The sequence below is a fragment of the Streptomyces sp. PCS3-D2 genome, assembly GCF_000612545.2.
GTDB lineage: Bacteria > Actinomycetota > Actinomycetes > Streptomycetales > Streptomycetaceae > Streptomyces.
The window spans coordinates 4,588,215-4,614,467 of the sequence record NZ_CP097800.1; the positions used below are offsets into that span (position 1 = coordinate 4,588,215).

Below are 26,253 nucleotides of genomic sequence, written 5' to 3' on the forward strand. Positions count from 1 at the left end.
CGGGTCGGGACCGGCGTCAGCTGGTACGGCCCTTGGCGTCGAAGGCCTTCATGCGGTCCAGCACGCCGTCGGCGGTGGGCGCGTGCATCTCGGCGACGATCTGGCCGTCGGCGAGGAAGATGACGCGGTCGGCGTAGGAGGCGGCGACGGGGTCGTGGGTGACCATCACGACGGTCTGGCCGAGCTCGCGGACGGAGTTGCGCAGGAAGCCGAGGACCTCCGCGCCGGCGCGGGAGTCCAGGTTTCCGGTCGGCTCGTCACCGAAGATGATCTCGGGGCGGGAGGCGAGGGCGCGGGCCACCGCCACGCGCTGCTGCTGGCCGCCGGAGAGCTGGGTGGGCCGGTGGCCCAGGCGGCCGGAGAGGCCCACCATGTCCACCACGGTGTCCAGCCACTGCTGGTCGGGCTTGCGGCCGGCGATGTCCATGGGGAGCGTGATGTTCTCCAGGGCCGTCAGCGTGGGCAGCAGGTTGAAGGCCTGGAAGATGAAGCCGATCTTGTCTCGGCGCAGCTGCGTGAGCTGCTTGTCCTTCAGGGAGCCCAGCTCGGTCTCGCCGATGCGGACGGAGCCCGAGGAGAAGGTGTCCAGGCCGGCGACGCAGTGCATCAGGGTGGACTTGCCGGAGCCCGAGGGGCCCATGATCGCGGTGAACTGTCCCTGGCCGAAGTCCACGGAGACGTTGTCGAGGGCGACCACCTGGGTCTCGCCCTGGCCGTACACCTTGGAGAGGCCGGTGGCGCGGGCGGCCACGGCCTGAGTGGTGTGCGGGGCGTGGTTCATGGTGGTCACGGGACGGCTCCTCGGTCTGTTGTGCGGGACTCCTCCATCCTCACCTCGCCCTTACCCGCCCCGGATCAGCCGCCGTGCCTGTTCCCGGGCCCACTCCAGACTGACGGCGGACGGCCGCGCCTCCTCCTCTGGTATGACGGGAGCTCCGGCACGAGGGGACGGGACCCTGATCGGTGGAGGCGCGCCCGGGGTGGCGCGGAGGGTGGCGCACGGGGTGGCGCGGGCCGTCGAAATCCCGTCATTCCCGTACAGGTGGTGATCGGTGTCCAGAGCGGGCCGACCGTGCGTTCTGGGGCCTGACGTACCCTCAAGCGCCAATAAAATCAGACAACATCGGATGGACGGCCGGTCGGCGGCGAGTGTCTTCCGGATAGGCTCGGCACAGCGTTCAAGGCTTTTTCCACGGGGGCCGCCATACCCTGCCCGGATGGTGGAATGCAGACACGGCGAGCTTAAACCTCGCTGGCCTTCGGGTCGTGCCGGTTCAAGTCCGGCTCCGGGCACTCCGTAGCTCTGGCGAGGACTTCTGGCGGCTCCGATGAAGCCGCCGCTTTTATCCCCTGCGCCCCGCCGTGGCTTCTCCTAAGATCCTCCTCCAGCAGTAGGGTGCTTTCTTTGCGAGCACATTACTCTTGTTGCAAGGCCGCGCTCGGTGGCCACGGAGGAGTGAGATGAGGAGCAGTAACCCGGTCTTCTCGCGACGGGGGTTCAGCCGCGACAACGGTGGCTACGCGGGCTTTGACGCGCAGCACCAGCAGGCCGGGACCAACCCGTACGCGACGAACCCCTACGCAGCCGACCCGGCCACGGGTATGCCGCAGGCGCCGGCGCGCACCCAGGCGATGACCATGGACGACGTCGTGAGCCGTACGGCCATGACGCTCGGCACGCTCATCGTGACGGCGACCCTCTCCTGGGTGCTGCTGCCCGTCGACCCGGCCAATCTCAACACGTCGTACGCGATCGGCATCGGCGCCGCCCTGGTGGCGTTCGTCCTCGCGATGGTCCAGTCGTTCAAGCAGAAGGCCGCCCCGGGCCTGATCCTGGCCTACGCCGCGTTCGAGGGCGTGTTCCTCGGCGTGATCAGCGCGGCCACCAGCACCTACTTCGGTGCCGGTGTGGTCATCCAGGCGGTGCTGGGCACGATGTGCGTCTTCGCCGCCGTGCTCTTCGCGTACAAGATGGGCTGGATCCGGGTCACCCGCCGCTTCTACGGCTTCGTGATGGCCGCGGCCCTGGGCTTCGTCCTCCTCATGGTCGCGAACATGCTGTTCGCGGTCTTCGGCGGCGGTGACGGCCTCGGGTTCCGCAGCGGCGGCCTCGGCCTGCTGTTCGGTGCCATCGGCGTCATCCTCGGCGCCTGCTTCCTCGCCCTCGACTTCAAGCAGGTCGAGGACGGCGTGGCGTACGGCGCCCCGCGCGAGGAGGCCTGGCTGGCGGCCTTCGGCCTCACCATGACCCTGGTGTGGATCTACATCGAGATGCTGCGCATCTTCCAGATCCTCTCGGGCGACGACTAGGAGCACCTGCGGGCCGCCCGGCCCGCGGTGAGGCCCACACGGCACGGGGAAGGGGGTCAGCCGAACCGGCGTGCGGCCCGGCGCAGGTCGTACTCGTGGATGATCGCCTTGGCCTGGCCGTACGACAGCTCGTGTGCGCCGCGCAGCCAGCTGACCTTCTCCTCGAACCGGACGAGGGAGGGGCCTTCGTCAACGGTGCGGAGCCAGTCGGACACCTCACGACCGGTGGTCTGGGGGATTCTGTCGATCATGTTGCGGTGGGTCTGCTCGGAGAACTCTACGGACATGGGCGCCTCCGGAATGTTGCCGTGCTGTTCTCTTCACGCCACCGTGCCGGAGAGTTCGCCCGTTGGCAATGGTGCCCGGGCGGCGCGTAGGGTCGGCCGAGTGCTTGATACATCGCCTCTGAGCGTCGCCGTGGAACGTTTCGCCGACCGGCTGCGGGCCGCCCCGCAGAGCCGCCTCCAGCAGGGAGCGGCCGCCGTGGCGCTGGAGCTGGCCCGCGAGCTCTCCGTACGGGCACAGCGGCTGGAGTCGCCCGGTGCGGCGCCGCGCGAGATGCCGGACGCGGGCATCTTCGTCGTCGGGGACCAGGTGGCGGTGGCCGGACTCGACCTCGCCCAGGCCCTGCGTGACGGATCGGGCACCCGGGGCAGCACGAAGGCCCCGTCCGAGATGCTGGACGAGGCCCTTCGACTGGTGGAGCAGGCGGAGATCAGAGCGACGCGATGACGCGGTCCGCGAGGATGTAGACGTTGCTGTCGGGGTCCTCGGAGTCGCCGCAGGAGAAGGTCAGGGCATAGGCGCCGGAGATCCCCGAGCCGCCCAGCAGCACCGGTGCGGTGCCCGAGCGCAGCGCCTCGGCGAGCCGCTCGGCCGTCTCCCGGTGCCCCGGGGTCATGCACAGCGTCGTGCCGTCGGTGAAGACGTAGACGTCGAGCGTGCCCAGCGGGCCGGGACGGACGTCCGCGAGAGCCGTACGGGCCTCGGCGAGCTCCTCCAGGCGGTTCACGGTGCGCTCATGGTCCGCGCCGGGGTGCGAGGCCTGGACCGGTACGAAGTCCGGGTGCGAGGGGTGGCGCCGGCGGGCGGCGGCCAGCTCTGCGGAGTCCTCCGGGTACCCGGGAAGCTCGTCCAGCGCCTCCTCACCCATGACCGGCTCCAGACCGACCAGGTCGGCCTGCCGGGGCAGGAAGACCGGGCTGTCCTCGCCGAGCCCGGACAGCCCGCCCAGCAGCGAAGGCGCGTCGGCGGCGTCGCGGGCTTCCTGCGCGGCCCAGAAGGCGCGCGCCTCGGCCAGCTCGCGCTCGCGCTCCTCGGCCAGGGCTTCGGCCACGGCGGCTCGTATCTCCGCGGCGGGGGACTCGACGGCGTTGCGGGCGTGCGGGACGGTCGTGCCGCGGGCGTGGACCGGCACCGCCAGCTCACTGCGCAGGGCGGCGACCTGCTTGCGCAGACCGTGGACGGCGTGCAGAGCAGCAGCGCCCACGGCCGTGGCAGCGGCCGTGGTCAGCAGCAGGGCAAGAGACATGGCGCTCACTGACTAACTCCTGAGGTGATTCGATCCCCCGACTTCCTACATCAGAGTGTCCCGGCCTGGGAATGGCGTGCAGTGCATTACGTCACGAAATGGACAGGGCCTTCGTCACACCTTGCACCCCTGTGCAGGTTCTGACCTGCGTAAACGTCGATCCCCCAGGACATAGGTCACATCCTGGGGGAGATTCGGTCACAGGTAGGCCGCGAGCGGATTAGAAACGGCGTCAGTACGGGCCAAGGGCCCTTGCGGCGCCTGACCCCGTTCTTGATCCAGTAGTCGGAGTCCTACGTTCGGCTAAGGCCGGCCGCGGCCCTGACCCCGTACCCCGGCTCAGCTCAGCCGCTTCGGATTGTGGTCGCGCTGGGCTTCGCCAGCGCTGCGGGCAGGTGCCGACCTCGTTCCTCGGCCGACCCCTACCCTCCGCTACGGCTCAGCTCAGCCGCTTCGGATTGTGGTCGCGCTGGGCTTCGCCACCGCTGCGGGCAGGTGCCGACCTCGTTCCTCGGCCGACCCCTACCCTCCGCTACGGCTCAGCTCAGCCGCTCGATGACCATCGCCATGCCCTGGCCGCCGCCCACGCACATCGTCTCCAGGCCGAACTGCTTGTCGTGGAACTGCAGGCTGTTGATCAGCGTGCCGGTCAGGCGGGCGCCGGTCATCCCGAAGGGGTGACCCACGGCGATGGCCCCGCCGTTGACGTTCAGCTTCTCAAGGGGGATCTCCAGATCCCGGTACGACGGGATGACCTGGGCCGCGAAGGCCTCGTTGATCTCGAAGAGGTCGATGTCGCCGACCGTCAGGCCGGCCCGCTTCAGGGCCTGCTTCGACGCCTCGACCGGGCCCAGGCCCATGATCTCGGGGGAGAGGCCGGTGACGCCGGTGGAGACGATCCGGGCCAGCGGGGTCAGACCCAGCTCGCGGGCCTTGGTGTCGCTCATGATGACCAGCGCGGCGGCGCCGTCGTTCAGCGGGCAGCAGTTGCCGGCCGTGACCAGGCCGTCGGGCCGGAAGACCGGCTTGAGGCCCTGCACGCCCTCCAGGGTCACACCGGCGCGCGGGCCGTCGTCGGTGGAGACCACCGTGCCGTCCGGGGTGGTCACCGGGGTGATCTCGCGTGCCCAGAAGCCGTTCTTGATGGCTTCCTCGGCCAGGTTCTGGGAGCGGACGCCGAACTCGTCCATGTCCTGGCGGGTCACGCCCTTGAGGCGGGCCAGGTTCTCCGCGGTCTGGCCCATGGAGATGTAGGCGTCGGGGACGAGGCCGTCCTCGCGGGGGTCGTGCCAGGACGAGCCCTCGCTCCCGGCGACGGCGGCCGTACGGGCCTCCGCGTCCGCGAAGAGCGGGTTGTGGGTGTCCGGCCAGGAGTCCGAGCTGCCCTTCGCGAAGCGCGACACCGTCTCCACGCCCGCGGAGATGAACACGTCGCCCTCGCCCGCCTTGATGGCGTGCAGGGCCATCCGCGAGGTCTGCAGGGAGGAGGAGCAGTACCGGGTGATGGTCGTGCCCGGGAGGAAGTCCATGCCCATCTGCACGGCCACGATGCGGGCCAGGTTGTTGCCCTGCTCGCCGCCCGGGAGGCCGCAGCCCAGCATCAGGTCGTCGATCGCGCGCGGGTCCAGCTCGGGGACCTTGGCGAGCGCGGCCTGGATGATCGTCGCGGTCAGGTCGTCCGGGCGGACGTCCTTGAGGGATCCCTTGACGGCGCGCCCGATGGGAGAGCGTGCGGTGGAAACGATGACGGCTTCGGGCATCGGGACTCCAAGGGGTGCGTCGTTGCGGGGACCGGATGCGAAGTTACCGCCCCGTATGGTCGAGGTCACCGGCCCGGGGGTGTGATGCCGGTCGCTCCGGCCGGCCTCCCCGGCCGGGGGCCGCACCCCCAAGGGTGCGCCTCCCCGGCGTGAGCCGTGGGGAACCGCCCGGTTACGGGGCGAGCTCCGCCGTGTCCGGGGCGGCGGGGGCCGGATCCTCGCCCGGCACCCGCCGGCGCCGGCGGTGCTTGAGCAGGACCCAGGGACCGCGGGCCGCCGTGACCTCGGTACCCGCTTGGCCCGCGGCGGCCGACGCGGCCTTCGCCACCGGCAGCATGTCCTCGTCCCGCGACACGTCCAGCCGGTCCGACTCCGGCCACAGCCCGAGCGCGGCGCACAGCGTCGGCAGCACGGCCATCGCGGCCGTCGCGTAGCCCTCCGCCGACGGGTGATAGGAGTCCGGGCCGAACATCTCGCGCGGGTTCGCGGCGAACTCGGGGCCCAGCAGGTCCCCCATCGAGACCGTACGGGCGCCCAGCGCGACCACTCCTATGGTCTGCGCGGCGGCCAGTTGCCGGGACACCCGGCGCGCGAGCCAGCGCAGCGGCTGGTACACCGGCTCGATCGTGCCCAGGTCCGGGCAGGTTCCCACGACGACCTCGGAACCCGCCAGGCGCAGCCGGCGCACGGCCGACGTCAGCAGTCGCACCGATTGGGTCGGCGGCATCCGGCGGGTCACGTCGTTCGCGCCGATCATGATCACGCAAACGTCCGGCGGGGGTGCGTCCGGGTCCAGCAGCAGCCCCACCTGGCGGTCCAGGTCGTCCGACATGGCACCCGACAGGGCGACGTTGCGCAGCTCGACCGGCCGCTCCGCGACCGCCGCGAGCCCCGAGGCCAGCAGCGCCGCAGGAGTCTGCCGGGCCCGCCGGACCCCGAGCCCGGCGGCCGTGGAATCGCCCAGCATGCCCAGCCGCAGCGGGCCCGGGCTCTGCTCCGGGCCGCCGAACTCGCTTCCGTACAGTCCGTCCGCGCGCGGCGGGTCCGGGAGCCCGGATCCCACCGTGCGTTTGGCGAACTGCACCTCCGCCAGCACCAGCCCGACCGCGGCGGCCCCGACGAGTCCGAGGCCGCCTCCGCCGTACGCCGCCCCCGCCGCGATCCGGCGGGCTGTTCTCGCCCTGGACATCCTTCAGGCCACCTCCTCGCGTCTCATTGACCCCTACCTGCCCCGTACAAGCGGTCGGTCAATCCCTTTCCGCATACCCTGGCCGGACCTCCCGGAGAACCCGTGGAGTCCCCTCCTTGGAGAACATGGTGCAATTCCACGACTCGATGATCAGCCTCGTCGGCAACACCCCGCTGGTGAAGCTCAACCGTGTGACCGAAGGCCTGCAGGCCACCGTCCTTGCGAAGGTCGAGTACTTCAATCCCGGTGGATCCGTGAAGGACCGGATCGCCGTACGGATGATCGAGGCCGCCGAGCAGAGCGGAGCCCTCAAGCCCGGTGGCACCATCGTGGAGCCGACCAGCGGCAACACGGGGGTAGGACTCGCCATCGTGGCCCAGCAGAAGGGCTACAAGTGCATCTTCGTCTGCCCTGACAAGGTGTCCATGGACAAGATCAACGTGCTGCGCGCCTACGGCGCCGACGTGGTCGTCTGCCCGACCGCCGTCGATCCCGAGCACCCGGACTCGTACTACAACGTGTCCGACCGCCTCGTGCGCGAGACCCCCGGTGCCTGGAAGCCCGACCAGTACAGCAACCCGAACAACCCCCGTTCGCACTACGAGACCACCGGTCCGGAGCTGTGGGAGCAGACGGAGGGGAAGATCACCCACTTCGTCGCGGGCGTCGGCACGGGCGGCACGATCTCCGGCACCGGCAACTACCTCAAGGAGGTCAGCGGCGGGAAGGTCAAGGTCATCGGCGCCGACCCGGAGGGCTCGGTCTACTCCGGCGGCTCCGGCCGCCCCTACCTCGTCGAGGGTGTCGGCGAGGACTTCTGGCCGACCGCCTACGACCCGAACGTCACCGACGAGATCATCGCCGTGTCCGACAAGGACTCCTTCCAGATGACCCGCCGGCTGGCCAAGGAGGAGGGCCTCCTGGTCGGCGGCTCCTGCGGCATGGCCGTCGTGGCCGCGCTCAAGGTCGCCGAGGGCCTCGGCCCGGACGACGTGGTCGTCGTCCTGCTGCCGGACAGCGGCCGCGGCTACATGAGCAAGATCTTCAGCGACGAGTGGATGGCGGGACACGGCTTCCTGGAGGAGGCCGGGCCCTCCGCCCGCATCGGCGACGTGCTGGACGACAAGGAGGGCGGCATCCCCTCCCTCGTCCACATGCACCCCGAGGAGACCGTCGGCGAGGCCATCGAGGTCCTGCGCGAGTACGGCGTCTCCCAGATGCCGATCGTCAAGCCCGGCGCCGGCCACCCCGACGTGATGGCGGCCGAGGTCATCGGCTCCGTGGTCGAGAAGGAGCTGCTCGCGGCGCTGTTCGCACAGCGCGCCTCGCTCTCCGACCCGCTGGAGAAGCACATGAGCTCGCCGCTGCCGCAGGTCGGCTCGGGCGAGCCGGTGTCCGAGCTGATGGCGGTGCTCGGCGAGGCCGACGCGGCGATCGTGCTGGTCGAGGGCAAGCCCACCGGTGTGGTGAGCCGCCAGGACCTCCTCGCCTTCCTGGCGAAGACCTCGAAGTAGCCCGCGACCCGCCCGGGGACGGGGCGAGGGGCCACGGCCCGCCGCCCGCCCCGGGCACCGGCGTTTTCCGGCCGTCGCGCAAACGGTACGGGCCGGACACGTGACAGCAGCACGGCCTTAACACGGCTCCGGCACAGTGGTGGTTGTCGGCAGGGAGCCCGGGAGACCGGACCAGGCCGGCATCACCGACGGTGTTCGCACACCCTCCGGAGCGGCTCCCGGACAGGCGAACACCACGGACGCGGACGGCCCTGACCCGGCCGTGTCCCGCGTGGGGACCGCCGTCGTCCCGCCCCTCGTCCGCGAGGGTGCGGCGGTCCCCGCGCACCACCTCCCGCTCGTCCGGGCCCGGCCCGCTTCCGGGGACCCCTGTGCAGGCTCCCGACGCCGGCCGCGCTCGAAGGCCGCCCGTGCCCTGCGGTGTCCCGCACCCGCCCTCATCGCCCCGAACGCCCCGGCGTACGCCCTCTGCGCAGGTGCGCGCCTCGTGTGCGGCGGAGGCCGCGTCCCGGACGGGGCGGTCAGTCCGCCTCGACGGGCCGGGCGCGCCGCAGGTGCGCGGCATGGACGAAGTTCACCCCCACGATGCCGGCCCAGGCCACCACCAGCCCCTTGAAGCCCGCCTGCGTGGCGCCGATGGCCGACAGCGGGATCGCCAGCACCAGCGTGATGATCGCGAAGCCGAAGCGCTCGCCGAAGTTGCCGTCCACCGGGCCGCCGTACGGGCTCGCGCCGCGGGCCGCGGCCAGGCGTTCCTCGGCGAGCCGGCGCCTGACCTGGGTGTCGACCTTCTCGACGAAGGAGTCCACCAGTGCGGCCTCGTATTCCGGTCCCAGCTCCCGCCGGGCCTTCACGGTCGCGTCGAGTTGCTTCTTCAGCTCTTGGGCGTGGGTGTCCATGCCCTCACCGTAGGAAGCGCCGCCTGCCCCGGCACTGGGGCTGGCCCCCGTATCCGCATCGCGGGCACCGGCTTGCCCCGCTGCATAACCGCATGCAGAGTGCTCCGTGACTGAATAAATCACCGGGACGGAGGGGGACGGTATGAGCGACAGCCCGGCGGCGCGGCTCCAGGCGCTGTTCGAGGGGCACCGGCTGACGCCGACCCAGCGGCGGATCGCGCACTGCATGGTGCGCGGGGCGGCGGAGGTCCCGTTCCTGTCGAGCGTCGAGCTCGCCGAGCTGGCCGGGGTGAGCCAGCCCTCGGTGACCCGGTTCGCCGTGGCGCTCGGCTTCGACGGCTACCCGGCGCTGCGCAGGCACCTGCGCGAGGTGGCTCCGGCCGAGCGGGCCGCCGCGCCCGGCGAGGACTCCTCCAACGAGTACCAGCAGGCCGTGCTGGGCGAGATCGAGAACCTGCGGCAGCTCGCCGAGATGCTCGCCGACCCCGCGCCGGTCGAGGAGGCGGGGCGGCTGCTCGCGGCCTCGACCCCGCTGCCGGTGCTCGGCCTGCGGGCGGCCTCCTCGCAGGCGCGCGGGTTCGCGTACTTCGCCGCCAAGGTGCATCCGGACGTACGCCTCCTCGACGAGGGCGGCTCGATGATGGAGGACCGCATCGACGCGGCCCTCTACGAGGGCGCCACGGCCCTGCTGTGCTTCGCGCTGCCCCGCCACCCGCGGGAGGTCGTGGACACGCTGGAACGCGCACGGAAGGCCGGCCTGACCGTGGTGACGGTCGCGGACTCGGCCTTCGCCCCGGTGGCCCGCCACTCCGACCTCCTGATCCCCGCCCCGGTCGGCACCGGCCTGGCCTTCGACACGGCGTGCGCGCCGATGCTGCTGGGCCGGGTGCTGCTGGAGGCGATGGCGGACGCCCTGCCCGACGCCCAGGCCCGGCTGGAGGCCTTCGACGCCCGGGCCGCGGCCCGGGGGCTGTTCGTGGAGTGAGCCTCAGCGGTAGTCGAGCTCGGCCAGCTCGGTGGCGAGGCGCACGCGCAGCGCCGGGATGCGGGCGAGCAGGGGCAGCAGGGTGTTGCGCACGGCGCGCAGCGCCCCGTTCCGGGTGGTCGCGACGCGGGTCATCCGGTCGGTGAGGGCCACCACGCGCAGGGCCACGGGGCGGCGCGCGGCCTCGTAGCCGTCGAGGTCGCCGCCGGCCAGGGCGCGGCCGAGGGCGTGGCCGTCCTGGATGCCGGTGTTCATGCCCTGCCCGCCGGCCGGGCTGTGCACGTGGGCGGCGTCCCCGGCGAGGAGCAGGCGCCCGGCGCGGTAGCGGTCGGCGACGCGGTGGTGGATCCGGAACCGGGAGGACCAGACGAGTTCGCGGACGGCCGCCCCGTCGGGGACGCGTTCCTCCAGCAGGCCCCGGACGAAGGCGAGGTCCGGCTCGGCGGGGGCCTCGGCGACGGTGGCGACGATCCGGTAGCGCCCGCAGGTCCCGGAGGTCTCCCCGGGCAGCGGGGCGATCACCATGAGGCCCGCCGCGCCGAAGACGAGCGAGACCTCCCGCGGGCCCGGAGCCCAGTCCATGACCACGTCGGCGAGGACGAAGGACTCCCCGTACGCGCTGCCCTCGAAGGCGATGCCCGCGGCCGCGCGGACCGCGCTGTGCATCCCGTCGGCGCCGACGACGTGCGCGGCGCGCAGGGTCTCGCCGGTGGCGGTGGTCAGGGTGGCCCCGTCCGCGTCCTGGGTGACGCCGGTCACCTCGTACGGGCGGTGGACGTCGCCGCCGAGCGCCCGCAGGCGGCGCAGGAGGACGGCCTCGGTCTCGTACTGGGGGACCATCAGCGCGTAGGGGTGGGCCGTGGGGAGGCGGTCGAAGTCGACGGCCGCGAGCGGGCGGGCGCCGTCGCGGATCCGGAACCGGGAGACGGGCAGGCCGCGGCCGACGAGGTCGGCGGTCAGCGCCCCGCTCGGGTCGAGCTCGTCGAGGACCTCCAGGGTGCGGGCGTGGACGACCGCGGCCCGGGAGGTGTTGGCACCCTCGGCCTGCCGGTCGAGGAGCACGAAGTCGACGCCGGCCTCGGCCAAAGTCACGGCGAGGGCGAGGCCGGTGGGGCCGGCGCCGACGACGGCGACCTCGGTGCGGGCGGGGAGCGGGAGTGCGGCGGTGCTGGTCATGAAGGCCTCCTCCGGCATGCCAACGTTTGTTGGCCAACGGCTGTTGACATCAGGATGCGCCTGCCCCGCTCACATGTCAACGGTTGTTGGCACACGCTTGTTGGCCTACGGTTGTTGACATGACAGAGCGACGCTCATCCGACCGGACCCGGGGTGTGATCCTGCGCGCCGCGCGCGAGCGGTTCGCCGCCCAGGGGTACGAGCGCACGACCATCCGGGCGGTGGCCTCGGACGCCGGGATCGACCCGTCGATGGTCATGCGGTACTTCGGCAGCAAGGAGCAGCTCTTCGGCGCCGCCCTGGCGGTGGACCTGCGCCTGCCCGATCTGGGCGCCGTGCCGGCCGGGGAGCTTCCCGCCGTCCTCGTGCGCCACTTCGTGCAGCGGTGGGAGGGCGACCCGGCCGACGACGCCCTGCTGGTGCTGCTGCGCTCGGCGGTCACCAACGAGCAGGCCGCGGACCGGATGCGGGAGATCTTCGCGGCGCAGGTCGCTCCGGCGCTGGCGGCGGCCCTCGGCCCCGAACGGGCGGCCCGCGTCGCCGGACTGGTCGCCGGCCAGCTGCTGGGCCTGGCCCTGACCCGCTACCTGCTGCGGCTGCCCGCGGTCACCGCGCTGAGCCCGGACGACCTGGTCGCGGGCCTGGCCCCGGCGCTGGCGGCCGTCCTGGCCGGGTGAGGCGGGGCGGGGGCCCGCGCCCGTCCGCGACGGCGGCCCGCTGCAGCAGTGCGCCGCGCAGACGGCGGCCCGCTACAGCAGCGCGTCGCGCAGGGCGCCGCCCGCCTCCGCCACGATGTCCGCGGCGGACTGCGCCGGCCTGGCGAGGCTGAAGCGGACCCGGCCCCGCGGGGTCACCGTGAAGCCGTGGACCGCCGGGCGCGGCAGGCTGTTGTAGCCGTAGTGGGCCGTGAAGAAGTACGCGCCGGTGTCCGGGATGCCGATCAGGTCGCCGGGGGCGAGCGGCGGCAGCTCGCGGGCCGCGGCGAGCAGGTCCCCCGCGAAGCAGGCCGGGCCGGCGACGTCCTGCGCCACCGGGCCGCCGGCCTTCGGGGCCCCCTTCGCGTCGTACGGCAGGATCCGCACCGGCCAGGTCGCCGGGGCGTAGGCGGTGCGGGTCGCCAGCTGGACACCGGCGTGGGTGAGCGCGATCGGCCGGGAGCCGCTGCTCTTGGTGTACTCCACCCGGGCCAGCACCAGGCCGTGTTTGGCCAGCAGGGACCGGCCGAACTCGGTGACCAGACCGTACGACCCGTCGAAGAGCGCCGGTACCGCCTCGCGCAGGACGGCCACGTACCGGGCGTAGGTCGGGGTCACCTCGTCGGAGGCGAAGTTGACCGGGAGCCCGCCGCCGATGTCGAGGGTGTCGATCCGGCGCCGCCCGGCCGCCGCGTTGATCTCCTCGGCCAGCACGTGCAGGTCCCGCACGCCCTGCGCGATCAGCTCCAGCGGGACGCCCTGCGAGCCCGAGTGGATGTGCAGGCGGGTCAGCCACGGCCGGTCCAGGAAGGCCCGTACGAGCCACTCGCGCGCCCCGGGATCGCGCAGGGCGACGCCGAACTTCGAGGTCGACGTCGCCGTCGACAGCGCGGCGACGGCGCCCGCGCCGGTCTGCGGGTTGATCCGGACGCCGATCGGTGACGTCGTGGGCGCCGCGGCGACGAGGGCGTCGAGGCGTTCCAGCTCCTGGCCGTTGTCGGCGTTGACGGCGATGCCCAGTGCCAGTGCCTCGCGCAGCTCGGCCGTGGTCTTGGCGGGGGAGTCCAGGACGGTGCGGGCGGCGGGGACCCCGGCGGCTCGGGCCAGTGCCAGCTCGCCGGGGCTGGCGACCTCGCAGCCGAGCCCGGCGTCGGCGAGCAGCCGCAGCACCGGGACGAGCGGGGCGGCCTTCACCGCGAAGGCGTGCAGGACGGCCGTACCGGGTGCCAGGGCATCCGCGAAGGCGTGGGTCAGGGCGGCGGCCGAGGCCCTGATCCGGTCGGTGTCCAGCAGGCAGACCAGGGGCTCCGAGGAGTCGGCGCCGCCCACCAGCCCCTGCTCGACGGCGGCCCGTACGACCAGATCCCGGCGCTCGGCGGCGCCCTCGCCCTCCGTGTCTGCGGCCATGTCGGCCATCCCATCATCCGGCGTGGCCGACCGCAGCTGTTGACTGAATCTATTCAGAGAGCGAGTATGTGAATGAAATCAACCACATCGGAGGAGGCACCCGCCATGTCAGGACCCCGCCCCGTACGCGCCGCGCGCGGCACCGAGCTCAGCGCCCTGGGATGGCAGCAGGAGGCCGCGCTGCGGATGCTCCAGAACAACCTCGACCCCGAGGTCGCCGAGCACCCCGACAAGCTGGTCGTCTACGGCGGCACCGGCAAGGCGGCCCGCGACTGGCGCTCCTACGACGCCATGGTCCGCACCCTGCGGACCCTCAAGCAGGACGAGACGATGCTCGTCCAGTCCGGCCGCCCGGTCGGCGTCATGCAGACCCACGAGTGGGCGCCGCGCGTCCTGCTCGCCAACTCCAACCTGGTCGGCGACTGGGCCAACTGGGAGGAGTTCCGCCGCCTGGAGCACCTCGGTCTGACCATGTACGGCCAGATGACCGCCGGCTCGTGGATCTACATCGGCACCCAGGGCATCCTCCAGGGCACCTACGAGACCTTCGCAGCCGTCGCGGCCAAGAAGTTCGGCGGCACCCTCGCCGGTACGATCACCCTCACCGCCGGCCTCGGTGGCATGGGCGGCGCCCAGCCGCTGGCCGTCACGATGAACGACGGCGTCGCCATCTGCATCGACGTCGACCCGCGCGCCATCGAGCGCCGCATCGAGCACCGCTACCTGGACGTCAAGGCCGACGACCTGCGCCACGCCCTCCAGCTGGCCGTCGAGGCCCGCGACGCCCGCAAGCCGCTCTCCATCGGCCTGCTCGGCAACGCCGCCGAACTGCTCCCGCAGATGCTCGCCGAGGGCGCCCCGATCGACATCGTGACGGACCAGACCTCCGCCCACGACCCGCTGTCCTACCTGCCCGTCGGTGTCGACTTCGACGACATGGCCTCCGCCGCGGCCAAGGACCCGGCCGGCTTCACCACCCGGGCCCGCGCGTCCATGGCCAAGCACGTCGAGGCCATGGTCGGCTTCATGGACGCCGGCGCCGAGGTCTTCGACTACGGCAACTCCATCCGCGGCGAGGCCCAGCTGGCCGGCTACGACCGCGCCTTCGCCTTCCCCGGATTCGTCCCGGCCTACATCCGCCCGCTGTTCTGCGAGGGCAAGGGTCCCTTCCGCTGGGCCGCCCTGTCCGGCGAGGCCTCCGACATCCACAAGACCGACAAGGCGATGCTCGAACTCTTCCCCGAGAACGAGTCCCTGCACCGCTGGATCAAGATGGCCGGCGAGCGCGTCCACTTCCAGGGCCTGCCCGCGCGCATCTGCTGGCTCGGCTACGGCGAACGCGACAAGGCGGGCGAGCGCTTCAACGAGATGGTCGCCGACGGCACGCTCGCCGCGCCCCTCGCGATCGGCCGCGACCACCTCGACTGCGGCTCGGTGGCCTCCCCGTACCGCGAGACCGAGGCCATGCTCGACGGCTCCGACGCCATCGCCGACTGGCCGCTGCTCAACGCCATGGTCAACGTCGCCTCCGGCGCCTCCTGGGTCTCCATCCACCACGGCGGCGGCGTCGGCATGGGTCGCTCCATCCACGCGGGCCAGGTGACGGTCGCCGACGGCACCGCGCTGGCCGGCGAGAAGATCCGCCGCGTCCTCACCAACGACCCGGGCATGGGCGTCATCCGCCACGTCGACGCCGGCTACGACATCGCCGAGACGGTCGCCGACGAGCGCGGGGTCCGCGTCCCGATGCGCGAGGGCGACGACGCGTGACCAGCGTTTCCTTCCACCAGATGTGGGCCGACCTCGCGCCCGTCGGCCGCAGCGCCGACACCGGCGGCTACCGCCGCTACGCCTGGAGCGGGGCCGACGCCGACTGTCGGACCTGGTTCCAGGAGCAGGCCGAGGCGCGCGGACTCGCCTACGAGACCGACCGCAACGGCAACCAGTGGGCCTGGCTCGGCGACCCCCTCGCCGGGGACGCCGTGGTCACCGGCTCACACCTGGACTCCGTCCCCGACGGCGGGGCCTTCGACGGCCCCCTCGGCGTGGTCTCCTCCTTCGCGGCCCTGGACGAACTCCGCAGGAGGGGCGCGGAGTTCTCCAGGCCGCTGGCCATCACCAACTTCGGCGACGAGGAGGGCGCCCGCTTCGGGCTCGCCTGCGTCGGCTCCCGGCTCACCGCCGGCCAGCTGACCAAGGAGAAGGCCCACGAGCTGCGCGACGCCGACGGCGTCAGCCTGCCGCAGGCCATGGAGGCCGCCGGGTACGACCCCGAGGCGATCGGGGCCGACCCCGAACGGCTCGGCCGGATCGGCGCCTTCGTCGAGCTGCACGTCGAACAGGGCCGCGCCCTGGACCTGTCCGGGGACCGGGTGGGCATCGCCTCGGCGATCTGGCCGCACGGCCGCTGGCGGTTCGACTTCCGCGGCGAGGCGAACCACGCAGGCACCACCCGCCTGGTGGACCGGCGCGACCCGATGCTGACGTACGCGGCGACCGTCCTGGCTGCCCGTACGGAGGCGGCCCTCGCCGGTGCCGTGGCCACCTTCGGGAAGATCTCCGTCGAACCCAACGGGGTCAACGCCATTCCGTCGCTGGTGCGCGGCTGGCTCGACTCCCGCGCCGCCGACCAGGCCACCCTCGACACGGTCGTCACCGCCATCGAGAAGGCCGCCCGCGAGCGCGCCGACCAGGACGGCGTCGACCTCGGGATCGTCCGGGAGTCCTTCACCCCGGTCGTCGAGTTCGAGCACGCCCTGCGCGACGAGATGAACCGGATCCTGGGCGGGTCCGTCCCCGTCCTGGGCACCGGGGCGGGACACGACGCCGGAATCCTCTCCGCCGCGGTCCCGACCGCCATGCTGTTCGTGCGCAACCCGACCGGCGTCTCCCACTCCCCGCGGGAGTTCGCCGCCGAGGACGACTGCGTGGCCGGTGTCCTCGCCCTCGCCGACGTACTGGAGGGCCTGGCATGCCGCTGACGACGTACTGGCTGGAGCACGCCTGGCTCGGCACCCGCCCCCGGCCGACACCGGGAGGCACCCCCGTCGAGCAGGGCGTCGCCCTGGAGGTCACCGAGGACGGGCGGATCGGCGCCCTGCGCACCGGGGTCGCCAGCCCGCCGCCCGGCGCGGAGCCGCTGCGCGGCCTGACGGTCCCGGGCCTGGCCAACGCGCACAGCCACGCCTTCCACCGGGCCCTGCGCGGGGTCGTCCAGATCGGCTCCGGCACCTTCTGGACCTGGCGCGAGCTCATGTACGAGGTCGCCCAGAACCTCACCCCCGACAGCTACTTCGCGCTCGCCCGCGCCGCGTACGCCGAGATGGCGCTGGCCGGCATCACCAACGTCGGCGAGTTCCACTACGTCCACCACGCGCCCGGCGGCACCCCGTACACCGACCCCAACGCCATGGGCGAGGCCCTGATCGAGGCCGCCGCCGCGGCGGGCATCCGCATCACCCTCCTCGACACCGCCTACCTCTCGTCCGGGTTCGGCGAGGCCCCCAACGCCCACCAGCGGCGCTTCTCGGACGGCACTGCCGACGCCTGGGCCGCACGCGTCTCGGCCCTCAAGCCCCGCGGTCACGCCCGGATCGGCGCGGCCGTCCACTCGGTGCGGGCCGTACCCGCGGACCAGCTGGCCACCGTCGCCCACTGGGCCGCGGAGCGGCAGGCCCCGCTGCACGTGCACCTCTCCGAGCAGACCGCCGAGAACGAGGCCTGCCAGGCCGCGCACGGCCGCACCCCGAGCCAACTGCTGGCCGACCACGGGGTGCTCGGCCCGCGCACCACCGGCGTCCACAACACCCACCTCACGGACGCGGACATCGCCCTGCTCGGCGCCACCGGCACCGGCACCTGCATGTGCCCCACCACCGAACGCGACCTCGCCGACGGCATCGGCCCGGCCACCCGGCTCCAGCGGGCGGGCAGCCCGCTCTCCCTGGGCAGCGACAGCCACGCCGTGATCGACCTGCTCGAAGAGGCCCGTGCGATGGAGCTGAACGAGCGCCTGCGCAGCCGCACCCGGGGCCACTGGACGGCCGACGAGCTGCTCACCGCCGCCACCGGCGACGGGCACGCGGCGCTGGGGCTGCCCGACGCGGGCCGCCTGGAGGCGGGCGCGCTCGCGGACTTCACCACGATCGCGCTGGACTCCGTCCGCACCGCCGGCCCGCCGCCGCGGTTCGGCGCCGAGACGGCGGTCTTCGCCGCCACCGCCGCGGACGTCCGCCACACGGTGGTCGGCGGCCGCCACGTCGTCCGCGACGGCCACCACACCCTGGTCGAGGACGTACCGTCCGCCCTGTCCGAAGCGATCGCGGCCCTCCGCGCCTGACCCGGCCCGCCCCCGCCCCGCCCCTTCCCCGCTTCCCGGGGCTCCGGACGGAGCGGCGCGGGGGCGGGCGAGCTCTGAGAGGAACCCAGTGACCACCACGGCCATCACCCACATCGCCGCCCTCGTCACCAACGACCCGTCCGTCGGCGACGGCAGCCCCCTCGGTCTGATCGAGAACGCCGCCCTCGTCATCGACGGTGACACGGTCGCCTGGGTCGGTCCCGCGGACAAGGCTCCGGCCGCCGACACCGCGTACGACGCGCAGGGCCGCGCCGTCATCCCCGGCTTCGTCGACAGCCACAGCCACCTCGTCTTCGCCGGGGACCGCACGCAGGAGTTCAACGCCCGGATGTCCGGCCGCGCCTACTCCGCCGGAGGCATCCGCACCACCGTCGCCGCGACCCGCGCCGCCTCCGACGCCGCGCTGGAGGCCAACCTCGTCCGCCACCTCGACGAGGCCCGCCGCCAGGGCACCACCACCTTCGAGACCAAGTCCGGCTACGGCCTCACCGTCGCCGACGAGGCCCGCGCCCTGCGCATCGCCGCCGCGCACACCGACGAGGTCACCTACCTCGGCGCGCACATCGTCTCCCCGGACTACGCCGACGACCCCGCCGGCTACGTCGACCTCGTCACCGGCGAGATGCTGGCGGCCTGCGCCCCCTACGCGCGCTGGGTCGACGTCTTCTGCGAGAAGGGCGCCTTCGACGGCGAACAGGCCCGCGCGATCCTCACCGCGGGCGCCGCCGCCGGGCTCATCCCGCGCGTCCACGCCAACCAGCTCTCCCACGGGCCCGGCGTGCAGCTCGCCGTCGAGCTGCGGGCCGCGTCCGCCGACCACTGCACCCACCTCACCGACGCCGACGTCGACGCCCTCGCCCAGGCGGCGGACACCACGGTCGCCACCCTGCTGCCCGGTGCCGAGTTCTCCACCCGCGCCCAGTGGCCCGATGCCCGCCGCCTGATCGACGCGGGTGCGACCGTCGCCCTGTCCACGGACTGCAACCCCGGCTCCTCCTACACGAGTTCCATGCCCTTCTGCATCGCGCTCGCCGTCCGCGACATGCGGATGACCCCCGACGAGGCCCTGTGGTCGGCGACCGCCGGCGGCGCCCGCGCGCTGCGCCGTGCGGACATCGGCGTCCTGACCCCGGGGGCCCGTGCGGACCTGGCCCTGCTGGACGCCCCCAGCCACGTCCACCTGGCCTACCGGCCGGGCGTGCCGCTGGTTTCCGAGGTGTGGCACCGGGGCGTCCGCGCCTCCTGACGCACGGCCGATCCGGGCCTGTCCTTTGTCTTCCCTCCGCAAGGCCCCCGGCGTACCTTGAGCCACCGATCTGATGTGCCGTCAGGTATTTGTGGCCCGAGGGGAAGACGAAGGTGTCCGACCGCAAACGCTCCACCGCGCTCGCGCTGGCCTCCGCGCTGGCCGGATCGGCGGTGCTGTTCGCCGCCCCCACCGCCCACGCCGCGGTCGTCGACGTGGCCTACGACTGCAAGACCCCGATCGGGGACAAGTCGGCGGTGTCGCCCATCGCCATCAAGGCCGTCAAGGCGGGCGACGGCTACACACTGACGATGTCCTTCCAGAAGGGCGTCTCGTCCAGCCCCATCGAGCTGGGCAAGGGCGCCATGAGCCCCAGCGCCGTCATCGTCGTCGGCGGGGCCGAGAAGGCCTCCGTACCGGTCGCCGGGCCGTCCAACCCCGAGGCCGTACCGCCCGACACCCCCATCAAGATCACCGACCTCTCGGGCACCTACACGCCGGGGAAGAGCGGCAGGGTCACCTTCACCGCAGGCGTGCTCACCATCAAGGCGATGGGCACCACGACCACCTGCACCCCCGGCAACCACCCCGGGCCCTCCCTCGAACTGGACGTCACCGCCCCGGGCGGGGCCGGCACGCCGTCCGGCGGCGACTCCCCGCCCGACACCCTCCCGCAGACCGGACCGACCGATTCGGCCCTCGCCCTCGGCACCCTCGGCGGCACCGTGATGCTCACCGGCGCGGCCGGAGTGCTCTGGCTGACCCGGCGCGGCCGGCGGGCCCGGTCCTGAACGGGGCACCCCGGCCATGCCCGTGCCGCACACCCCCCGGACCGTCCGCCGCCTCCTGGTCCTGCTCGCGGCGGCCGCACTGCACACGGTCCCCGCCGTGCCCGCGGCCGCCGACGCACCGGGCTGGACCGCCGAACCCGCCGCCGGAGCGGCCGCGGCCCGGCCCGGCGGCGCCCGCCCGTACTTCTACCTGGAGGGCGCCCCCGCCACCGTGCTGGAGGACCGCCTCGCCCTGACCAACACCTCCGACCGGGAACACACCGTCACCCTGCGCGGATCCGACGCCGTCGACGGCGTCCCCGCGGTGCCCCCGGCCGCTCCCGCCCCCGGTGCGGGCGGCGCCGGGTCCTGGTTCAGCTTCGGCGCCGGGGCCACCGTGACGATCCCGCCCCGCACCCGCGCGGTGGTCCCGTTCACCGTCACCGTGCCGCCCACGGCACCGCCCGGCGACCACCCCGCCGCCGTGATCGCCGCCGAAGCGGGCCGGGAGGCGGGCGTACGGGTCCACCTGCGGGTCTCCGGCCCCACCCTGGCGGCCCTCACCGTCGAGGACGTCGCCATACGGGGCCGGGGCACGGCCGCGGTCGTCGCCTACACCCTGGTCAACCGCGGCAACGTGGCCCTCGTCCCCGAGCTGTACCTCCGCGCCGAGGGCGCCTTCGGCGAGCTTCCGGGCCGCGGGCCGCGCCCCGTTCCGGTCGAACTGCCGCCCGGCCGGAGGGTCGAGTTGACCGAGCCCTGGCCCGGCGCCCCGGTCTTCGACCGGGTGCGCGTCACCGTCACCGCCACCGCTCCGGGCGGCGCCGCGTCCACCGCGTCCGCGTCGGCCTGGTGCGTGCCCTGGCGGGCCGCCGGCCGGACCGGTCTCGGCCTGCTCGGCCTCGGCGGGACCGCGCTGGTCACGCTGACCCTCGTACGCGGCCGGCGGCGCCTGCGACGGGGGCCGGCGGACGGCGGGGCCGACGGCGCCGGTGGCGGACCCGGCGGGAAGCCCGGAGCGGCGACCCCCGCACCGGAACACGAACGGACGGGAGCCTCCAGGTGAGCGCCATGGTCGGCGGCACAGCACGGGGCAGGGCCGGCGGCACCACCCGGTCCCTGCTCGCGGCGCTCGCGGCATGCGTCCTCGTACTCCTTCCCGCCGCCCCCTCCGCCGCGGACGGGGCAGAACCCACCGCCGCGCTCTCCCTCCAGGAGGCCGCCCGGGGCAGCGAGATCACCGTGACCGGCACCGGCTGGCGGGCCAAGACCCTCGTGATGCTGCTGGTCTGCGGGCAGAACATGATCGGCGGCACCAACAGCTGCGCCAACGCCGACGGGGCGGCCGTCTCCGTCGCCGAGGACGGGCACTTCGCGGCCCGGCTGCCCGTGGCACCCCCGCCGAAGCCCTGCCCCTGCGTCGTCAACGTCACCTCCGTCAACGGGGACGGGGCCACGGTCGCCGTCCCCCTGAAGATCACCGGCCATCCGGTGGCCGAACTGCCGGCCGCATCCGGCACGGGCCGCCTCGCCCTGCTCACCGGGGTCCGGCTGGAGGGCGAGGACGGCGTCCTGACCTGGTTCGGAGCCCCACCCGCCCGGAAGTTCAAGGTCACCGTCGGCAACCTCGGCACGGCCCCCGTCAAGGACCCCGTCTTCCAGCTCGGCACCGCCCACGGCGTGTTCGCACCGCTCTGGGAGGAGGCCCGCTGGAAGGGGACCGTCCCGCCCGGCGGCAGGGCGGAGGTCGCGCTCGACGTCGTCCTGCCCGCGGGGGCCCACGGCGACTACACGGTCTCCCTCAAGTACGGCGAGACCGTCATGGCCACCCAGCCCTGGGGCGTGGCCCGCCCCTACGGGGTCGTGCTCTTCTGGGGCCTGCTCCTCGTGGTGGTCCCGGCCGCCCTCTTCCGCATCGGCATGGCCGTCGTCGACAGGGTCCGGCCGCACACCGCGGGCGGCGCCGGGCACCGCCGGGGCGCACGACGGGCCGGGGCCGCGGCCGCGGTGACGGCCCGGCTTCCCCGGCTCCCGCGTCCGCGCCCGGCCGGGCCGGCCCGTAGCGGGCGGCCGGAGCAGCCCTCCGCGACCTCCACGGCGGTCCTGCCGTGGTTCACCCCGGACAACGCGCCGGAGACGCCACCCCAGACGTCCGCACCGTCTGAGAACCGTTCGACGACGAAGGGACCATCGTGAAGAACCGACGGAGGGCGACCGCGGCCCTGGTCGCGCTGCTGCTCGGCGGCGCGGGCCTCGCCATCACGGCTCCAACCGCCCAGGCCGCCGAGGCCACGTTCAAGGTCAGGTGCGTGCCGCCGGCCGGCGGCGGCTCCCCGGTGGAGGGCGAGACCACCGCGAAGATCACCGCACCGGCCGCGGCCAAGGTCGGCGACGAGGTCGACGTGTCCTGGGAGACGCTCAAGCCGGCCTCGAACAACACCGACCTGATGGACATCCCGAAGGACTCCGTCCAGCCCACCGGCTGGATCACCGTGGGCGGCGGTGGCGGGGAGCTGAAGGTCGTCGGGGAGAAGAAGAACCCGCCGATCCCGAAGAAGGCCCCCATGCAGATGTCCACGATGAAGGGCAAGCTCAAGCTCACCAAGGCCGGCCGGATCACCCTGACGCCCGGCAGGTACGACGTCGCCGTCACCTTCTCCTTCGGCACCTTCGTCACCAAGTGCGCGCCGGTCGGCGAGGTCGCCGGCGGAGCGGCCATCGACGTGTCGGGCGACTCCAGCGCGGGCACGACCACCGGCGGCACCACCACCGGCGGCACCACCACCGCCGGCGGAACGGCGAACGGCGGCACCACCGGCGGCACCACGTCGGGCGGCACCACGTCGGGCGGCTCCACCACCGGCGGCTCCACCGCCTCGGGCGGCAGCGGCGGCGGAGGCGGTCAGAGCGACTTCCCGGGCACGGCGGTCGAGGTGACCTTCGACTGCGGGGCGGTCGTCCCGGGCGGGATCAAGACCCCCGTCACGATCAACGCCAGGAAGAACGGCGGCAGCTACGGCCTCACCGTCAAGACCGCCAAGGGCGCGATGGCGGCGCCCATGGCCCTGCCCGCGGGCGCCCTCAAGCCCTCGATGGACGTCAGGCTCGGCGGGGCGGACAGCGGCACGGTCAAGGTCTCCGGCCCGGCCAACGCCGAGCCGATCCCGGACAAGGCCCCGGTCAGCCTCAGCGACATGACCGGCACCTACACACCCGGTGGGTCCGGCAGGGTGACGCTCAGCCCGGACCGGCTGACCATCGACGTCACGATGGCCCCCGGCTCCACGCCCATCAACGTCCCCTGCCGGGCGACGAGCAGCGGCGTCTCGCTGGAACTGGACACCACCGCCCAGCCGGGCGGCTCCGGCTCCGCGACCGGCACCACCGGCAGCACCGCCTCGGGCGGCCTGGCCGAGACCGGCGCGCGGGACGGCGGCGGCGTCAAGGCCCTCGCGCTGGTCGCCGGCACGGTGATCCTGCTCGGCGGCGCGGTGTTCACCTTCACCCCGTGGCGCCGCCTGCGCGGCACCCGCTGACACGGGAACGGCCCGGCACACCTTCCGGTGTGCCGGGCCGTCGTCCCGCCGGGGCGGGACGGGTCAGTTCATGCCGCCCATCAGCATGTTGACCTTCTTGCGGTACATGAAGATCGCGACACCGGCGAGGACGGCGGCGAACGCCTGGAAGAGGATCACGCCGACACCGTTCAGCTGGACGTCGGCCAGGCTGAGCAGACCGGTGACGCAGTCACCGGCGGTGACCGCCAGGAACCAGACGCCCATCATCTGGGAGCCGTACTTCTGCGGCGCCATCTTCGTGGTGACCGACAGGCCGACCGGGGAGAGGCACAGCTCGGCGAGCGTGTGCATCAGGAAGATCAGCACCAGCCACCACATGGTGACCTTGGTGTCGTTGCCGGCGGTCTGGCTCAGCGGGATGGCGAAGACGAAGAACGAGGCACCGACGATGATCAGGGCCGTGGAGAACTTCGCGATGGTGCTGGGCTCGCGGTTGCGGCGGGCCAGCGCCACCCACACGGCGGCGAAGACCGGGGCCAGGGCCACCACGAAGAGCGGGTTCAGCGACTGGAAGATCGTGGTCGGGACCTCCCAGCCGAACAGGCTGCGCTCGGAGTTCTTGTCACCGAACAGCGAGAGGGTCGAACCGCCCTGGTCGTAGATCATCCAGAAGACGGCGGCGGCCACGAAGAACCAGATGTAGGCGCTCATCCGGGTCTGCTCGCCGGGGCTGAGGTCCTTGTCCCGCTTGATGCGGGCCAGGACGGCGACCGGGATGACCAGACCGGCGATGGTGATCGGGTACAGCGCCCACTTGATGGTGAACATGTCCGCCGCGACCACGGCGCCGTAGAAGACGGCGACGACGGCGAGGACGGCCAGGGCCTTGGTGATCACGGCCTTGCGCTCGGCCGGGCTCAGCGGGTTCGGGACGATGCTGCTCTTCGGGCTCAGGGTGCGGCCGGCCAGCAGGAAGACGGCCAGGCCGATGCCCATGCCGACGGCGGCGAGCGCGAAGCCGAGGTGCCAGTTCACCGTCTCGCCGACGATGCCGATGCCGACCGGGGCGAGGAGGGCACCCACGTTGATGCCGATGTAGAAGATCGTGAAGCCGCTGTCGCGACGCGGGTCGTCCGCGTCCTTGTACAGGTGGCCGACCATCGTGGAGATGTTGGCCTTCAGCAGACCGGAGCCGACCGCGACCAGCAGCAGACCGACGAAGAACGCCAGCTGGCCGGGGACGGCGAGCGCCACGTGGCCCGCCATGATGACGAAGCTGGCGATGGCGACCGTCTTGCGGGCGCCCCAGACGCGGTCACCGAACCAGCCGCCGGGCATGGCCATCAGGTAGACCATGGCCACGTACACGGAGTAGATCGCCGTGGCCGTCGCCGCGGTGAAGCCGAGGCCGCCGCCCTGGCTGCCGGTCGCGGCGTCGACGCCGCCGGAGACCAGGTACAGAACGAGAAGCGCACGCATGCCGTAGTAGGAGAAGCGCTCCCACATCTCGGTCATGAACAGCGTGGCCAGGCCGATCGGGTGGCCGAGGACGGTCTTCTCGTGAGCGGGGCTCGGTGAGGCCGTCGTCAGGCTGGAAGCCATGGTCGATCCTTGCTTGCTCGGGACGCTTCGGCTTCGTGAGCCCATCCGCGCCCGGTGGGGGGTGGCCGGCACCGGCGGACGGAGTCCCGCCCCACGCCCCGGGGGTCTCACCCCCCGTCGAACAGGGGGCGAGGGGAATCCGCTACCGGGATCCACGCCCACCCGCGCACCATCACGCGAGGGGCCCGGCCAACAGGTCATTCACGTCGAGTCCGGCCGGTTCGGTCCCTCTGGGGGCCGCCCGTCCGGTTACAGGACAGAAACAGAGACCCATGTGCTGCTTTTCGGCACAGAGGTCCCTGAGGTATTGCATCAGGCGTCTCGCCACCATACGACACGACACTGCGGCATATGAAAGGACTTGAGAGATGGATCACAAGGTGAGTCGGGAACCGTTCGGCCATATTCGAAGGCGTTCAGCAGCTCATAAGACCAGATCGGAAGGGGCGTGCACGCAGGCCTCTCGACCAGGTCGCCTCGGACTACCATCACCCACATGACGCGTGTACTGCTCGCCGAGGACGACGCATCCATCTCGGAGCCCCTGGCCCGCGCCCTGCGCCGGGAGGGGTACGAGGTCGAGGTCCGGGAGGACGGCCCCACCGCCCTGGACGCGGGACTTCAGGGAGGAGTCGACCTCGTCGTCCTGGACCTGGGCCTGCCGGGCATGGACGGACTGGAAGTCGCCCGCAGACTGCGCGCCGAAGGCCACGGCTTCCCGATCCTGGTCCTCACCGCCCGGGCGGACGAGGTCGACACGGTCGTCGGCCTTGACGCGGGCGCCGACGACTACGTGACCAAGCCCTTCCGCCTGGCCGAGCTCCTGGCCCGGGTCCGGGCCCTGCTCCGGCGCGGCGCCACCGAGGCCGCCCAGCCCCCCGCCACCCACGGCGTACGGATCGACGTCGAGTCGCACCGTGCCTGGATGGGCGAGGAGGAGCTCCAGCTCACCGCCAAGGAGTTCGACCTGCTGCGCGTCCTGGTGCGCGACGCCGGCCGCGTCGTCACTCGGGACCAGCTCATGCGGGAGGTCTGGGACACCACCTGGTGGTCCTCCACCAAGACCCTCGACATGCACATCTCCTGGCTGCGCAAGAAGCTGGGCGACGACGCCGCCAACCCGCGCTACATCGCCACCGTCCGCGGCGTCGGCTTCCGCTTCGAGAAGAGCTGACCCCCGGGGCCTTCCTCCCGGATCCGGCCGGGCCCGCGTGCTCCGCCGCGCCCGCTCACCGCGTCGTCCCCCTCCTCCGCCTGACGACCGGGCGCACCGGACCCCGCCCCCCGATCC

23 protein-coding genes and 1 tRNA gene are annotated in these 26,253 nt (G+C 73.0%); 15 read left to right on the forward strand and 9 right to left on the reverse strand.

Annotated features, from left to right (window positions below; translation table 11 throughout):
• Window positions 1-16 precede the first annotated feature (16 nt).
• On the reverse strand, window positions 17-781 hold the full coding sequence (locus AW27_RS20220; RefSeq protein ID WP_106967647.1) for an ABC transporter ATP-binding protein: 765 nt from the start codon (window positions 779-781) through the stop codon (window positions 17-19).
• Window positions 782-1,211: 430 nt separating this feature from the next.
• On the opposite strand from AW27_RS20220, the gene AW27_RS20225 reads away from it, so the two are divergent.
• Both AW27_RS20225 and AW27_RS20230 read left to right on the forward strand, forming a co-directional pair.
• Window positions 1,212-1,293, forward strand: a tRNA-Leu gene (locus AW27_RS20225).
• Between the two features lie 168 nt (window positions 1,294-1,461).
• Window positions 1,462-2,310, forward strand: coding sequence for a Bax inhibitor-1/YccA family protein (locus AW27_RS20230; RefSeq protein ID WP_037925265.1), 849 nt, complete (start codon window positions 1,462-1,464; stop codon window positions 2,308-2,310).
• Window positions 2,311-2,366: 56 nt separating this feature from the next.
• On the opposite strand, the gene AW27_RS20235 is transcribed toward AW27_RS20230, so the two are convergent.
• Window positions 2,367-2,597, reverse strand: a complete 231-nt coding sequence (locus AW27_RS20235) for a DUF4287 domain-containing protein (RefSeq protein ID WP_030716449.1) — start codon at window positions 2,595-2,597, stop codon at window positions 2,367-2,369.
• Window positions 2,598-2,697: 100 nt separating this feature from the next.
• On the opposite strand from AW27_RS20235, the gene AW27_RS20240 reads away from it, so the two are divergent.
• Window positions 2,698-3,042 carry a hypothetical protein gene (locus AW27_RS20240; RefSeq protein WP_037925267.1) on the forward strand — a complete coding sequence of 115 codons (345 nt, stop codon included), beginning with the start codon at window positions 2,698-2,700 and terminating at the stop codon, window positions 3,040-3,042.
• Here the strand turns inward: AW27_RS20240 and AW27_RS20245 are convergent.
• The 3 genes from AW27_RS20245 to AW27_RS20255 form a co-directional block, all read right to left on the reverse strand.
• Window positions 3,026-3,841, reverse strand: a complete 816-nt coding sequence (locus AW27_RS20245) for a hypothetical protein (protein WP_063890629.1) — start codon at window positions 3,839-3,841, stop codon at window positions 3,026-3,028. The two genes, AW27_RS20240 and AW27_RS20245, sit on opposite strands and share 17 nt — an antisense overlap.
• A 539-nt stretch (window positions 3,842-4,380) precedes the next feature.
• Window positions 4,381-5,601, reverse strand: a complete 1,221-nt coding sequence (locus AW27_RS20250; RefSeq protein ID WP_037925272.1) for an acetyl-CoA C-acetyltransferase — start codon at window positions 5,599-5,601, stop codon at window positions 4,381-4,383.
• 172 nt (window positions 5,602-5,773) lie between these two features.
• Complete coding sequence (locus tag AW27_RS20255; protein ID WP_037925274.1) at window positions 5,774-6,790, reverse strand: SGNH/GDSL hydrolase family protein; 1,017 nt, start codon at window positions 6,788-6,790, stop codon at window positions 5,774-5,776.
• A 128-nt stretch (window positions 6,791-6,918) separates the two neighbouring features.
• Here AW27_RS20255 and AW27_RS20260 point away from each other — a divergent pair, with 128 nt between their 5' ends.
• Window positions 6,919-8,304 (forward strand): cystathionine beta-synthase, encoded by a 1,386-nt coding sequence (locus AW27_RS20260; protein ID WP_037925552.1) that lies wholly within the window; start codon window positions 6,919-6,921, stop codon window positions 8,302-8,304.
• Between the two features lie 521 nt (window positions 8,305-8,825).
• On the opposite strand, the gene AW27_RS20265 is transcribed toward AW27_RS20260, so the two are convergent.
• Window positions 8,826-9,203 carry a hypothetical protein gene (locus AW27_RS20265; protein ID WP_037925276.1) on the reverse strand — a complete coding sequence of 126 codons (378 nt, stop codon included), beginning with the start codon at window positions 9,201-9,203 and terminating at the stop codon, window positions 8,826-8,828.
• A gap of 142 nt (window positions 9,204-9,345) precedes the next feature.
• Here AW27_RS20265 and AW27_RS20270 point away from each other — a divergent pair, with 142 nt between their 5' ends.
• Window positions 9,346-10,188 (forward strand): MurR/RpiR family transcriptional regulator, encoded by an 843-nt coding sequence (locus AW27_RS20270; RefSeq protein WP_037925278.1) that lies wholly within the window; start codon window positions 9,346-9,348, stop codon window positions 10,186-10,188.
• A 3-nt stretch (window positions 10,189-10,191) separates the two neighbouring features.
• On the opposite strand, the gene AW27_RS20275 is transcribed toward AW27_RS20270, so the two are convergent.
• A complete protein-coding gene (locus AW27_RS20275; protein WP_037925555.1) occupies window positions 10,192-11,364 on the reverse strand; it encodes an FAD-dependent oxidoreductase in 1,173 nt (390 codons plus the stop codon).
• Window positions 11,365-11,483: 119 nt separating this feature from the next.
• On the opposite strand from AW27_RS20275, the gene AW27_RS20280 reads away from it, so the two are divergent.
• Window positions 11,484-12,041: a TetR/AcrR family transcriptional regulator gene (locus tag AW27_RS20280; RefSeq protein WP_037925280.1), complete on the forward strand. Its 558-nt coding sequence runs from the start codon at window positions 11,484-11,486 to the stop codon at window positions 12,039-12,041.
• A 72-nt stretch (window positions 12,042-12,113) separates the two neighbouring features.
• On the opposite strand, the gene AW27_RS20285 is transcribed toward AW27_RS20280, so the two are convergent.
• Complete coding sequence (locus AW27_RS20285; RefSeq protein ID WP_037925557.1) at window positions 12,114-13,466, reverse strand: type III PLP-dependent enzyme domain-containing protein; 1,353 nt, start codon at window positions 13,464-13,466, stop codon at window positions 12,114-12,116.
• Between the two features lie 105 nt (window positions 13,467-13,571).
• Here AW27_RS20285 and hutU point away from each other — a divergent pair, with 105 nt between their 5' ends.
• The 8 genes from hutU to AW27_RS20325 all read left to right on the forward strand — a co-directional run bounded on the left by hutU (window position 13,572) and on the right by AW27_RS20325 (window position 23,378).
• Complete coding sequence (gene hutU / locus AW27_RS20290) at window positions 13,572-15,236, forward strand: urocanate hydratase (protein ID WP_037925282.1); 1,665 nt, start codon at window positions 13,572-13,574, stop codon at window positions 15,234-15,236.
• 20 nt (window positions 15,237-15,256) lie between these two features.
• Entirely contained in the window at window positions 15,257-16,447 is a 1,191-nt protein-coding gene (locus AW27_RS20295; RefSeq protein WP_037925559.1) for an allantoate amidohydrolase, read from the forward strand.
• A complete protein-coding gene (locus AW27_RS20300) occupies window positions 16,438-17,805 on the forward strand; it encodes a formimidoylglutamate deiminase (RefSeq protein ID WP_037925284.1) in 1,368 nt (455 codons plus the stop codon). Before AW27_RS20295 ends, AW27_RS20300 begins: the two co-directional genes overlap by 10 nt.
• 88 nt (window positions 17,806-17,893) lie before the next feature.
• On the forward strand, window positions 17,894-19,072 hold the full coding sequence (gene hutI, locus AW27_RS20305; protein WP_037925287.1) for an imidazolonepropionase: 1,179 nt from the start codon (window positions 17,894-17,896) through the stop codon (window positions 19,070-19,072).
• Between the two features lie 113 nt (window positions 19,073-19,185).
• Entirely contained in the window at window positions 19,186-19,863 is a 678-nt protein-coding gene (locus AW27_RS20310; RefSeq protein ID WP_037925289.1) for an LPXTG cell wall anchor domain-containing protein, read from the forward strand.
• Between the two features lie 16 nt (window positions 19,864-19,879).
• Window positions 19,880-20,908 carry a COG1470 family protein gene (locus AW27_RS20315; protein ID WP_052031124.1) on the forward strand — a complete coding sequence of 343 codons (1,029 nt, stop codon included), beginning with the start codon at window positions 19,880-19,882 and terminating at the stop codon, window positions 20,906-20,908.
• Window positions 20,909-20,913: 5 nt separating this feature from the next.
• Entirely contained in the window at window positions 20,914-22,038 is a 1,125-nt protein-coding gene (locus AW27_RS20320) for a hypothetical protein (protein ID WP_052031142.1), read from the forward strand.
• Window positions 22,035-23,378 (forward strand): hypothetical protein, encoded by a 1,344-nt coding sequence (locus AW27_RS20325; protein WP_236647753.1) that lies wholly within the window; start codon window positions 22,035-22,037, stop codon window positions 23,376-23,378. Before AW27_RS20320 ends, AW27_RS20325 begins: the two co-directional genes overlap by 4 nt.
• A 63-nt stretch (window positions 23,379-23,441) precedes the next feature.
• Here the strand turns inward: AW27_RS20325 and AW27_RS20330 are convergent, their stop codons facing one another.
• On the reverse strand, window positions 23,442-24,962 hold the full coding sequence (locus tag AW27_RS20330) for a peptide MFS transporter (RefSeq protein ID WP_037925292.1): 1,521 nt from the start codon (window positions 24,960-24,962) through the stop codon (window positions 23,442-23,444).
• A gap of 496 nt (window positions 24,963-25,458) precedes the next feature.
• Here AW27_RS20330 and AW27_RS20335 point away from each other — a divergent pair, with 496 nt between their 5' ends.
• Window positions 25,459-26,136: a response regulator transcription factor gene (locus tag AW27_RS20335; protein ID WP_030961403.1), complete on the forward strand. Its 678-nt coding sequence runs from the start codon at window positions 25,459-25,461 to the stop codon at window positions 26,134-26,136.
• The last annotated feature ends 117 nt before the right edge of the window (window positions 26,137-26,253 follow it).

What these genes read in the sequence shown, in the direction of transcription:
- AW27_RS20220 (WP_106967647.1), bottom strand. Translation starts at nt 781, where the DNA reads ATGAACCACGCCCCGCACACCACTCAGGCCGTGGCCGCCCGCGCCACC.
- AW27_RS20230 (WP_037925265.1), top strand. Translation starts at nt 1,462, where the DNA reads ATGAGGAGCAGTAACCCGGTCTTCTCGCGACGGGGGTTCAGCCGCGAC.
- AW27_RS20235 (WP_030716449.1), bottom strand. Translation starts at nt 2,597, where the DNA reads ATGTCCGTAGAGTTCTCCGAGCAGACCCACCGCAACATGATCGACAGA.
- AW27_RS20245 (WP_063890629.1), bottom strand. Translation starts at nt 3,841, where the DNA reads ATGTCTCTTGCCCTGCTGCTGACCACGGCCGCTGCCACGGCCGTGGGC.
- AW27_RS20250 (WP_037925272.1), bottom strand. Translation starts at nt 5,601, where the DNA reads ATGCCCGAAGCCGTCATCGTTTCCACCGCACGCTCTCCCATCGGGCGC.
- AW27_RS20255 (WP_037925274.1), bottom strand. Translation starts at nt 6,790, where the DNA reads ATGTCCAGGGCGAGAACAGCCCGCCGGATCGCGGCGGGGGCGGCGTAC.
- AW27_RS20265 (WP_037925276.1), bottom strand. Translation starts at nt 9,203, where the DNA reads ATGGACACCCACGCCCAAGAGCTGAAGAAGCAACTCGACGCGACCGTG.
- AW27_RS20270 (WP_037925278.1), top strand. Translation starts at nt 9,346, where the DNA reads ATGAGCGACAGCCCGGCGGCGCGGCTCCAGGCGCTGTTCGAGGGGCAC.
- AW27_RS20275 (WP_037925555.1), bottom strand. Translation starts at nt 11,364, where the DNA reads ATGACCAGCACCGCCGCACTCCCGCTCCCCGCCCGCACCGAGGTCGCC.
- AW27_RS20280 (WP_037925280.1), top strand. Translation starts at nt 11,484, where the DNA reads ATGACAGAGCGACGCTCATCCGACCGGACCCGGGGTGTGATCCTGCGC.
- AW27_RS20285 (WP_037925557.1), bottom strand. Translation starts at nt 13,466, where the DNA reads ATGGCCGCAGACACGGAGGGCGAGGGCGCCGCCGAGCGCCGGGATCTG.
- hutU (WP_037925282.1), top strand. Translation starts at nt 13,572, where the DNA reads ATGTCAGGACCCCGCCCCGTACGCGCCGCGCGCGGCACCGAGCTCAGC.
- AW27_RS20295 (WP_037925559.1), top strand. Translation starts at nt 15,257, where the DNA reads ATGTGGGCCGACCTCGCGCCCGTCGGCCGCAGCGCCGACACCGGCGGC.
- AW27_RS20300 (WP_037925284.1), top strand. Translation starts at nt 16,438, where the DNA reads ATGCCGCTGACGACGTACTGGCTGGAGCACGCCTGGCTCGGCACCCGC.
- AW27_RS20315 (WP_052031124.1), top strand. Translation starts at nt 19,880, where the DNA reads ATGCCCGTGCCGCACACCCCCCGGACCGTCCGCCGCCTCCTGGTCCTG.
- AW27_RS20320 (WP_052031142.1), top strand. Translation starts at nt 20,914, where the DNA reads ATGGTCGGCGGCACAGCACGGGGCAGGGCCGGCGGCACCACCCGGTCC.
- AW27_RS20330 (WP_037925292.1), bottom strand. Translation starts at nt 24,962, where the DNA reads ATGGCTTCCAGCCTGACGACGGCCTCACCGAGCCCCGCTCACGAGAAG.
- AW27_RS20335 (WP_030961403.1), top strand. Translation starts at nt 25,459, where the DNA reads ATGACGCGTGTACTGCTCGCCGAGGACGACGCATCCATCTCGGAGCCC.